This is a genomic window from Mariniflexile sp. HMF6888, assembly GCF_044335535.1.
Taxonomy (GTDB): domain Bacteria; phylum Bacteroidota; class Bacteroidia; order Flavobacteriales; family Flavobacteriaceae; genus Mariniflexile.
Genome location: NZ_JBIQVZ010000006.1, coordinates 197,600 through 207,874, shown reverse-complemented (window position 1 = coordinate 207,874; position 10,275 = coordinate 197,600). Strand labels below are relative to the sequence as shown.

12 protein-coding genes are annotated in these 10,275 nt (G+C 34.1%); 9 read left to right on the top strand and 3 right to left on the bottom strand.

Annotation, left to right across the window (positions count from 1 at the left end; translation table 11 throughout):
- Nucleotides 1–226: 226 nt before the first annotated feature.
- Entirely contained in the window at nucleotides 227–952 is a 726-nt protein-coding gene (locus ACGLWY_RS14345) for an RDD family protein (protein ID WP_396620358.1), read from the bottom strand.
- Nucleotides 953–987: 35 nt separating this feature from the next.
- Between ACGLWY_RS14345 and ACGLWY_RS14340 the strand changes: the two genes are divergently transcribed.
- The 8 genes from ACGLWY_RS14340 to ACGLWY_RS14305 all read left to right on the top strand — a co-directional run bounded on the left by ACGLWY_RS14340 (nucleotide 988) and on the right by ACGLWY_RS14305 (nucleotide 8,195).
- Entirely contained in the window at nucleotides 988–1,959 is a 972-nt protein-coding gene (locus ACGLWY_RS14340) for a stage II sporulation protein M (RefSeq protein ID WP_396620357.1), read from the top strand.
- The gene (locus tag ACGLWY_RS14335) at nucleotides 1,956–2,876 is read left to right on the top strand and encodes a hypothetical protein (RefSeq protein ID WP_396620356.1); all 921 of its coding nucleotides are present in this window, start codon (nucleotides 1,956–1,958) and stop codon (nucleotides 2,874–2,876) included. Before ACGLWY_RS14340 ends, ACGLWY_RS14335 begins: the two co-directional genes overlap by 4 nt.
- Nucleotides 2,869–3,591 carry a hypothetical protein gene (locus ACGLWY_RS14330; RefSeq protein WP_396620355.1) on the top strand — a complete coding sequence of 241 codons (723 nt, stop codon included), beginning with the start codon at nucleotides 2,869–2,871 and terminating at the stop codon, nucleotides 3,589–3,591. Before ACGLWY_RS14335 ends, ACGLWY_RS14330 begins: the two co-directional genes overlap by 8 nt.
- Nucleotides 3,584–4,804 carry a DUF4350 domain-containing protein gene (locus ACGLWY_RS14325; RefSeq protein ID WP_396620354.1) on the top strand — a complete coding sequence of 407 codons (1,221 nt, stop codon included), beginning with the start codon at nucleotides 3,584–3,586 and terminating at the stop codon, nucleotides 4,802–4,804. The genes ACGLWY_RS14330 and ACGLWY_RS14325 overlap by 8 nt, the downstream gene beginning before the upstream one ends.
- Nucleotides 4,804–5,802 (top strand): AAA family ATPase, encoded by a 999-nt coding sequence (locus ACGLWY_RS14320; protein ID WP_396620353.1) that lies wholly within the window; start codon nucleotides 4,804–4,806, stop codon nucleotides 5,800–5,802. Before ACGLWY_RS14325 ends, ACGLWY_RS14320 begins: the two co-directional genes overlap by 1 nt.
- A gap of 167 nt (nucleotides 5,803–5,969) precedes the next feature.
- A complete protein-coding gene (locus ACGLWY_RS14315; RefSeq protein WP_396620352.1) occupies nucleotides 5,970–6,218 on the top strand; it encodes a DUF6364 family protein in 249 nt (82 codons plus the stop codon).
- Nucleotides 6,215–6,637: a type II toxin-antitoxin system VapC family toxin gene (locus ACGLWY_RS14310; RefSeq protein WP_396620351.1), complete on the top strand. Its 423-nt coding sequence runs from the start codon at nucleotides 6,215–6,217 to the stop codon at nucleotides 6,635–6,637. Before ACGLWY_RS14315 ends, ACGLWY_RS14310 begins: the two co-directional genes overlap by 4 nt.
- 226 nt (nucleotides 6,638–6,863) lie before the next feature.
- Nucleotides 6,864–8,195 (top strand): DUF58 domain-containing protein, encoded by a 1,332-nt coding sequence (locus ACGLWY_RS14305; RefSeq protein ID WP_396620350.1) that lies wholly within the window; start codon nucleotides 6,864–6,866, stop codon nucleotides 8,193–8,195.
- 83 nt (nucleotides 8,196–8,278) lie between these two features.
- Here the strand turns inward: ACGLWY_RS14305 and ACGLWY_RS14300 are convergent, their stop codons facing one another.
- Nucleotides 8,279–8,758: a Dps family protein gene (locus ACGLWY_RS14300; RefSeq protein ID WP_117175718.1), complete on the bottom strand. Its 480-nt coding sequence runs from the start codon at nucleotides 8,756–8,758 to the stop codon at nucleotides 8,279–8,281.
- 103 nt (nucleotides 8,759–8,861) lie between these two features.
- On the opposite strand from ACGLWY_RS14300, the gene ACGLWY_RS14295 reads away from it, so the two are divergent.
- Entirely contained in the window at nucleotides 8,862–9,812 is a 951-nt protein-coding gene (locus ACGLWY_RS14295) for a hydrogen peroxide-inducible genes activator (protein WP_396620349.1), read from the top strand.
- Here ACGLWY_RS14295 and ACGLWY_RS14290 read toward each other — a convergent pair whose 3' ends face one another.
- Nucleotides 9,813–10,028 (bottom strand): hypothetical protein, encoded by a 216-nt coding sequence (locus ACGLWY_RS14290; RefSeq protein ID WP_117175712.1) that lies wholly within the window; start codon nucleotides 10,026–10,028, stop codon nucleotides 9,813–9,815.
- Nucleotides 10,029–10,275 lie beyond the last annotated feature (247 nt).

Genomic DNA, 10,275 nt, shown 5'->3' with positions numbered 1-10,275 from the left:
CGTACAACCTTCAATGTTCTATTTTCTATTTTCTTTATTCTATTTTCTCTATTCTATTTTCTCTATTCTGAATTCTGAATCATCAATCGTCAATCGTTAAAGTTCTTGATTCAAGGCTCTGGGTTCTGGGTAAAAGTTTTAATTTAGTTAAATCTAAAGACCCTTCGACTGCGCTCAGGGTAAGCGATTCACACACTTTTTACTTAGGCAAAAAGTGGTTCTCTGCTTACATATTCTGCGTATAATAATTATAATCCTTTAAAATAGTGTTCAAAAAATCGATGTCGTATAAACTAGATTCAATGTTGAGTACACTAGCTACTTTATTCCTTAATAAGGTAAGCGTTTTAAAGTCGTTGTTCTTTTTCGAAATAGTAAACGCTTCCTTTATAATACGTACATCTTTATCGGTAAGCTGGGTCACATTAGTAAAAACGGGCTGGTAGCTTTCCTCAATATCCTCTAAAATGGTACTGGTAATTTTATGTTTCTTCTTTACGCTAATCACAACGGTTCCTGCAGCAGCATCACCAACACGTTGTTTTTTATCTGACAACAGGATGCTTAAAACACCAATGGAAGCAAAAAACATCCAAATATCTACAATGCGTAACATCCATCTAACAAGCAAATTATACCATTGAGTGGGTGCACCATCCAGACGAACCACTTTTATTTTTAGTATCATCTTACCAATGGTTTGTCCGCTAAAAAGAATGTGGCATAACAACGAGTAAAAAAGTGCCGGCAACATGAACAATCCTAGAAAACCCCGTCTGGTCCAATCGTCCGTATCGAATATCTCTGAAAGTACTACCAAGTTTTCCATGATGGTTATATAGGTCAACAAAATAAGACCATCAATTAGGAAAGCTACCAAACGCTCACCTAAACCAATTAATTTGTAATCTAAATTAACATTTTGTACTGTGTTAATTGCTAAATTGCTCATTGAAATGTATATTCGTTTCTAATTAAAATAGTTTTATGCGCGAAGCATCTTTCGTAAAGCAAAATAAGGAAAAATGGCTGGTTTTTGAAAACGCATTACACAATAATGCAAAAATAAATCCGGACGACTTGGCCTCTTACTACATTCACCTTACTAACGACCTGGCCTATGCACAAACATATTACCCAGAAAGTAAGACCTTGCTGTACTTAAACTCGTTGGCATCTGAAGCGCATCAAAAAATTTATATTACCAAAAGAGAATCAAAAAACAAGATTGTTTCTTTTTGGAAGTATGAGTTTCCGCTCTTCTTTAGAAGCTATCAAAAAACATTACTGTACACCTTTTTAATATTTATGGCTGCCGTTGGTATTGGTACTATTTCAACTTTAAACGACGATTCGTTTGTGCGACTGATTTTAGGTGATGGTTACGTAAACATGACTATTGAAAACATTGAAAAAGGTGAACCCATGGCGGTTTATAAAAGTGGTAGTAACATAGGGTCGTTCTTAGGCATTACCATAAACAATATCCGCGTTGCTATTATTGCGTTTGCGTTTGGCGTCCTGTTTAGTGTGGGTACTATTTACATTCTTTTTAGCAATGGTATTATGTTAGGCGCTTTTATCACCTTCTTTTACAACTATGGAATTTTAGAAAAAACATCGACCATTTGGTTACATGGCACTATTGAAATTTCGGTGATTGTCATCGCCGGTTGTGCCGGTTTGGTAATGGGAAACAGCTTTTTGTTCCCAAAGACCTATTCCAGACGTGTGGCATTTACCAAAGGTGCTAAAGACGGATTAAAAATCGTGGTAAGCACCATCCCGTTTTTTATAATTGCAGGTTTTATCGAAGGGTTTATTACCCGATATGGCGAACAAATGCCTGCCTTCTTATCGTATGGCATTATAGCCTGCTCCTTATTTTTAATTGTATTTTATTATATTATTTACCCCATAAAGCTGAACAACGCTTATCAATCTGAGTTAAAAAAATGAACAAACCCTATATAGAATTACGTAACCGCAACGACTTTGGCGATACCATAAACACCTATTTTCTGTTTCTTAAATACAACTTTAAAGAATATACCAGTTTGTATTTGCGCTATAACGCCCTAAGCATCATCCTTGTTATTGTAGCCTCTTATTTATTGGTTACAGGCTTTATGGGATTTGCCAGTAGGGATTTTAGATTTGGAATGAACAACGATGGCGACCACACCATATATTTAATTGCCGGTGCCATTGTTTTAATACTCATCCTATTTATTACAGCACTTATAAACTATAGTTTTTCAAGTTCGTATATGGCTGAATATGTAAATAACACAGGCCATATGGTGTCAAAAAATGTGTGGCGAAACATTCAAAGAAATTTAGGACCTATCATATTGTTTGTTTTTTTAGGCATTGGTATTTATATTGGTTATGCTATAGTATCCGTTATTTTTGCTTTCATTCCATTACTGGGCATGTTAATTCAATATGGACTTAGTTTTCTATTGACTGCTTTTTTCGGATTGACATTTATGGCCATTTTTTCAGAAAACAAAGGCTTGAGCCATGCCCTATCCGAAGGTTGGTCGTTTACGTTTTCCAGTTTTGGAAAAGTGATCCTTTACGGATTGGTAATAGGTATTTTAAATATGATGATTACCATGTTAATCGTTTCCATTCCTGGCTTTATAATCGGTATTTATGTTTATTTTTCAATAGAAAGCCATGTCGATTTAGTCACGAGCGTTTTTGCAAATGTGGTATTCACCTTAGGCTTTGCCATGTTTCTATTGGCGTTTATTTATTCGCAAGCCTTAACACAAATAGCTTATAGCGTGTTGTATTACAATATATTTGAAGAAAAAAACAATGTGTTTTTAAGAAACAAAATCGAACAAATTGGTGTTAATGAATAAAAATAAATACCAGTATTCGTTAGTGTCTTTTGGCTTGCTTCTTAGCTACGGCTCCTGTTTTTCGCAGGATAGCATTCAAAGAGATTCTTCAAACATTAAAGTCACTTACTTTAAAGACGCCATAAAGGAACGCTATAAAGGCGATAATTTCAACTATTCGATAAACGATACGGGCGGCGTCAACTTGTTACAACGCATCTTACAGAAATTTTTTGGTTGGTTAAGTGATATTTTTGGCGTTGATATCGATTTCATCAACTACAAAACCTTAGAGTACATTGTGTATGGATTCTTGGGCGTTGCCGTACTCTATTTAATCATTAAGTTTTTAATGCAATCACCCATAAATTCGGTTTTTAAGACTGAATCGCAAGACATTCACGACTTTCAATATGTTGAAGAAAATATTAAAGATGTTAATTTCGACCATTTAATTGAAACCGCTTTAAAAGACAATAACTACCGTTTGGCTACCCGCTATTTGTACCTAAAATCCTTAAAGTTGCTGACCAATAAAAACATTATTGAATGGCATTACGACAAAACAAACAGCGATTACATAAACGAAATTAAAGACGAAAATACCAAGTCGGTTTTTAAGCGCATTTCCTATCTATACGATTATGTTTGGTATGGCGAATTCCCTATAGATGAAGCTATTTACTCAAAAAACCAATCTGATTTTGATAAACTAAACACTCTACAACATGGATAAACGATCTAAAATAGCATTATATGCCATTGGAACTGTTATCGTGTTGATGATGATTGCAGAAGTAACCAAACCCAAAGCATTAAACTGGCGCGACTCTTATGCCGCTGCCGATAAAATTCCTTTAGGCTGTTATGTGCTTTTTAATGAGTTAAAGGATGTCTCCAACACACCTATAAAGGTTTCAACCAAAACCGCCTTTGAAGCCTTAAAAGATTTTGAAACTGATAAAAAAACGGTTAGCCTATTTATAAATAATGGCATGTCGTTCGATAAGCAAGACTCCGAATCACTTATTAAATATGTAGAAAACGGCAATTCAGTATTTATAAGCACCAACTACATGTATGGTGTTTTAAGTGATACTTTGAATATTAGAATAGGAACAGATTATAATAATTTCTTCAAGAAACCCTCCTTAAACAGTTTTACCAGTCCCCGTTTAAAAACCAACGAACGCCACTTTAAAGACGTTATTGAAAATAGCTTTTTCATTCGTCTGGACACTTTAAATGCGATTGCTTTAGGCACCACCAAAGTTGAAAAGACCGAAAAGATTATTAACGATACCATTCCAGATACCAATATCAACTATATAAAAGTACCTTTTGGAAATAATAACGGTGCCTTTTATGTACACACCAATCCGTTTGCATTTAGTAATTACCACATGCTAAACGGCAACGAAGCCTATGCCGCCACCGTACTATCCTTTTTACCTAAGCACCAAATTATTTGGGATAACTATTATAAAAGCGGTCGCAAGATTATTACAAGTCCGTTGCGCTTCATTCTCCAAAACCAAGCATTAAGATGGGCATTTTATATCACCATGATATCATTAATTTTATTTGTTATTTTTAGAGGAAAACGTACCCAACGTATTATTCCGGTTGTGGAACCCTTAAAAAACGCCACGTTGGATTTTACCAGAACTATTGGCGATTTGTATTACCAACATGGCGATTTCACCAACATCATTACCAACAAAATTCAGTATTTCCTAGAACAAATACGCTCTAAATATTACTTAAACACGAATGAATTAAACGAAAGTTTTATTTCGAAACTGGCCATTAAATCGTCCAACAAAAAAGAAGACACCAAGGCCTTAATAGACTATATAGTATATTTAAAATCGAAACCCAATCACACAGAAGCCGATTTAATTCAACTTAACAAACTCATAGAATCATTCACAAAAAGCAAGATATAATGGAAGAACAAACCACTGAAAGCCAAGATGTAAATTTTGAAAGCAGACTCGATTTAAAACCACTACAAGAACATGTAGAAGCTATAAAAAAAGAAATCGGCAAAATAATAGTTGGGCAAAATGACATGATTGAATTACTCATTATTTCGCTGCTTTCAAACGGACATACCCTTATTGAAGGTGTGCCTGGGGTTGCCAAAACCATTACCGCAAAACTATTGGCAAAAACCTTGTCGGTCAATTTTAGTCGCATCCAATTCACCCCCGATTTAATGCCAAGCGATATTTTAGGAACCTCTATTTTTAATGTAAAAACCAATGAGTTTGAATATAAAAAAGGCCCTATTTTTTCGAATATTATTTTAATTGATGAAATAAACCGTGCCCCTGCAAAAACACAAGCAGCGCTTTTTGAGGTTATGGGAGAACGCCAAATTACTATGGATGGCACCAAATACATCATGGAACCACCTTTTTTAGTATTTGCGACCCAAAACCCGATTGAGCAAGAAGGCACCTACCGATTGCCAGAAGCACAACTGGACCGTTTTCTTTTTAAAATAGACGTGGATTATCCAACGCTAGAAAACGAGATTCAAATATTAATGGAAAACCACCAACGACAAGATGTATTGGATTTTGACGCCGTTATTCCTGTATTGAATGCGCAGCAAATTGCACATTATCAAAACCTAATCAAGCAGATTATAGTTGAAAATCATTTAATAACCTACATCGCTTCCATAATAAACAACACACGCACCAATGCTAATTTGTATTTAGGCGCTTCACCACGCGCTTCTATTGCCATACTAAATGCTGCCAAATCGAATGCTGCTATTAATGGAAGGGATTTTGTAACGCCCGACGACATTAAACGCTGTACCAAAGCCGTTTTAAAGCACCGTTTGGTATTAACCCCTGAACGTGAGATGGAAGGTTTTACGGTTGAAAAAGTAGTCGATCAAATTTTAGAAACTATTGAAATACCTCGATAATTGATTTTGAATAGCCACTAATTCACGGATTTATTTGATTGAAATGGTGTGTGTTTGGGGGTTAGATGATAGTTGGAGATAATCAATCCACACCAAGAAAAGTCATCATAAAAAACAAGTAATACGGGTAATTTTTATATATTTGTACGTACAATATATTATTTATTATGGACACTAAATTGACTTTAAAACTTAATCAAAGGGTTATTGAGAAAGCAAAAGAATATGCTTCCAATAAAAAAGTAAGCCTTTCTCGCATTGTAGAAGCCTATTTACAATCCCTGACATCGGAAAATGACACTTCAGAGTTTCAGATTTCACCTTTCGTAAAAAGTATTGCTACAGGAACTGAAATCCCAACAGATTTAGACTATAAAAAAGAGTATTCTGATCATTTAATGAAAAAATATAAATGACTAAAAGGATTTTTATAGACACCAATGTCATGTTGGACTTTTTAGGGGAGCGAAAACCTTTTTATGAACCGATTGCGAAAATCGCCACTTTGGCAGAAAAGGAAAAATTAACCATGGTCCTTTCCCCGCTTTCATTCGCAACAGTAAACTATTTCCTTGCAAAATTTGAGAGCCCAGAAATTTCAAGAGAAAAACTACGCAAGTTCAAAATAATAAGCGAAATATGTTCTCTTGATGAGCAAACGGTTGAAAAGGGGCTGAATGCTTCGATAAAAGATTTTGAAGATGCTTTACAATATTTTAGTGCTACCGAATCGGACTGCGACATTATAATAACAAGAAATGGAAAGGATTTTAAAAAATCGTTAATCCCTGTAATGACAGCAGATGAATTCTTAAAAAGTTTGACTAAAAAATGAGCCAAATAGATGAAACACCCATGAGAACCACATTCACACACACTAGGATGACTATTCAGGGGGTTATGGAATAGAGAAATAGAGAATAGAGTCAAGAGCCAAGAATCAAGAGCCAAGAATCAAGAGCCAAGAATCAAGAGCCTTGAAACTTTGAAGCTTTGCAACTTTGAAGCTTTGCAACTTTGAAACTTTGAAACTTTGAAACTTTAAAAACAAATACAAACAGATGAAACAACTTTTTAAAAACAGCTACTTAAATGCACGCTTTTTCACAGGCATTGGTGTGCTTGTTTTTCTGTTCATTATGTCCTATATTTTTTCGGGGTTATTGGTCATTGCACAGATGCTGTTTTTTGTTTTTGTAGGCTTATTAATTGTTGACTTCATCTTACTATTCAAACAAAAGGGGATTTCAGCTTCGCGACTCCTACCCGAAAAACTGAGCAATGGTGATGATAACCCTATTGAAATTACATTACAAAACAACTATAATTTTACATGTAGCATAAAGCTTATTGATGAATTGCCATTTCAATACCAAAAACGTGACTTTGAAATCGATTCCAAATTGGCAAAACAAACCCATAAAAAAATAACCTACACCTTACGTCCTTTAGAGCGTGGTGAATACTATTTTGGTAATTTAAACCTGTACGCTTGCAGCCCAATTAGTTTAATTTCCAGACGTTTTCAATTTGGTAAAGATGCCATGGTTCCTAATTACCCATCGTTTTTACAATTAAAGAAATACATGCTTTTGGCTTTTTCGAACAAGATTTTTGAATACGGTTTGAAAAAGATACGTCGCATTGGCCATACCATGGAATTTGAGCAAATAAAAGACTATGTGCAAGGTGACGATTTAAGAAACATCAACTGGAAAGCTACTGCTAAAAGCAACATGTTGATGGTGAACCAGTATCAAGACGAACGCTCACAACCTGTTTATAGCGTGATTGATAAAGGCAGGGTGATGAAAATGCCTTTTGAAGGCTTGAGTTTGTTAGATTATGCCATTAACGCATCATTGGTTATTAGCAACGTGGCTTTAAAAAAACAGGATAAAGCGGGCATTTTTTCGTTTTCCAGAAAGGTTGAAAATCGTGTGGTTGCCGAACGCAGACCATCGCAAATGAACACCATTCTCGAAATGCTATATAATTTGAATACCGACTTTGTGGAATCGGATTTTTCGAGGCTATATATTGATGTAAAACGGAATTTGAATCAGCGAAGTTTACTCTTATTATACACCAATTTTGAAACCTTAGATGCCTTGTATAGACAACTGCCCTATTTAAAGGCCATTGCTAAAAGTCATTTATTGGTAGTCATCTTTTTTGAAAACACCGAGTTGCAAAAACTCACCCAAAAGAGTACTACAAATACCTTTGAAATATTTGAAAAAACCATTGCCGAAAAGTTTATTTATGAGAAAAAAATAATTGTAAACGAACTCCAAAAACATGGGATCCAAAGTATATTGACGGCACCAGAACATTTAACCATCAATACCATCAACAAATATTTAGAAATAAAAGCACGAGGGCTTCTTTAAAAAAGTTATGAGTTATCAGAGTTATGAGTTAAAGAGTTTTGTTCTTTAGTTACATAACTCTAAACTTTTAACTCATAACTTTTCTATACTGTTTCGCTTAACCAAGCTTTCATCATCCAAATGGTTTTTTCCTGTTCCGTTATAAAATCACTCATCATAGAGTTTGTTCCTTCATCGTTAGCATCATTCGATTTATCTAAAATGGCACGCTCAATTTTCAATAATTCCGTCAAAGAATCAACTATAAGAGTTACTGCCTTTTCATCTTGTGATATGTTTTTTCCAACTGGCACTTGTGCGTTTTCAATATAATCCTTAAAGGTATGAAGCGGCGTTTCCCCCAATGTTAATATACGTTCCGCAATTAAATCTACTTTCATATTCGCATCAGTGTATAATTCTTCAAACTTCACGTGCAAATCAAAAAATCGCTTCCCTTTGATGTTCCAATGTATCCCGCGCAAATTTTGATAATATATTTGAAAATTCGCTAACAAATTATTTAGATCTTTTGCTAAATCTTTGGTCTTTTCAATGTCTAATCCAATACTATTCAATATCATAACTATCTCGTTTTATTATACTACAAATTTAATCTATAATTAACAGTCAGATCAATAAGTTTTATTGATAGTTTTTATATTTTTATAGGCTAAATTTATATACATGACAATCACACAATTATACTATGTTTTGGCTGTAGCCGAAAATCAAAACTTCACAAAAGCAGCAGAAAAATGTTTTGTTACCCAACCTACTCTAAGTATGCAAATACAAAAGCTGGAAGAGGAACTTGATATTCAAATTTTTGACAGAAGTAAAAAACCCATAGAGTTAACTGATGTTGGCAGAAAAATAGTAACCCAAGCCAGAAATATTGTAAACGAATCGTATAGAATACAAGACATTGTAGATCAACAAAAAGGCTTTATAGGAGGTGAATTTAAATTAGGCATTATTCCAACCATCATGCCAACGTTACTCCCCATGTTTTTAAAGAATTTCATAAAAAAACACCCCAAGATAAAGCTTAAAATAGAAGAATTAACAACCGAAGAAATTATTGATCGCCTAAAAGACGGTCATTTGGATGCAGCCATTGCTGCAACACCTTTAGAAGACGAAAACATAAAAGAGCGTGTCCTTTATTTTGAACCTTTTGTAAGTTATATTCCTAAAGGTCATAGACTTCATTCGAATAAAAAAATTGATGTCGCCGATTTAGATATAAACGATATGCTACTACTTGAAGACGGGCATTGTTTTAGAGATGGTGTGCTTAACCTATGTAAAGCCTTTAAAGATAATTCGGATGAAGTATTTCAATTAGAAAGTGGCAGTATTGAAACATTAATAAAGTTATCGAACGAAGGTTTGGGCATGACGCTACTTCCCTATTTGCACACTTTGGATATTAATGACAGGGAAAAAGAAAACCTACATTATTTTAATGAGCCTTCACCAGCTAGAGAAGTGAGTTTAATTTATCATAAAAGTGAATTAAAAATGCAAATTATTGAAGCCCTACAAGATGTTATAGCAGGTGTCGTACGCGGTGCCATTGCTTTTCAAGATGTCAAAATTATAAGTCCGTTACCTTCAAAACAAAAAGGGTAGCTATATAGCTACCCTTTTTTGTGGTTTTAAATAAATTAAACATTGATTTAATTCTGGGTTTTGCTGTACAAGAGAAAGAATAAATAATTTAAGCTCTTCCAACTCATGAGGCAATAATCGTTGCACTGCCTTTTGTACTTCTTTGCAAAACAATGATGCATCAAAACTAACTTTTTTAAGTACCGTTTTGGTATAATCAAGCATTGCTCTTGCCATAGTTATGTTAAGGTTTAGGTTAGATAAAAGTAGATATTTTTTAATAGGCCCCTATTTTAATTCAACTTTTAAATTTAATAAAAAAAAATAAGGTTTTTTAAGTTTTAATTAAAATTAACGTTTTAATGTTTTTTAAAATGGCTTGACCATATTTAAATTCAACAAATTATTTTACCATTGGCATTTAAAAATTTAAGTGTTTTAGTAACAGCTTTAGGCATTACAGTAACACTCCTTCTTTACTAAT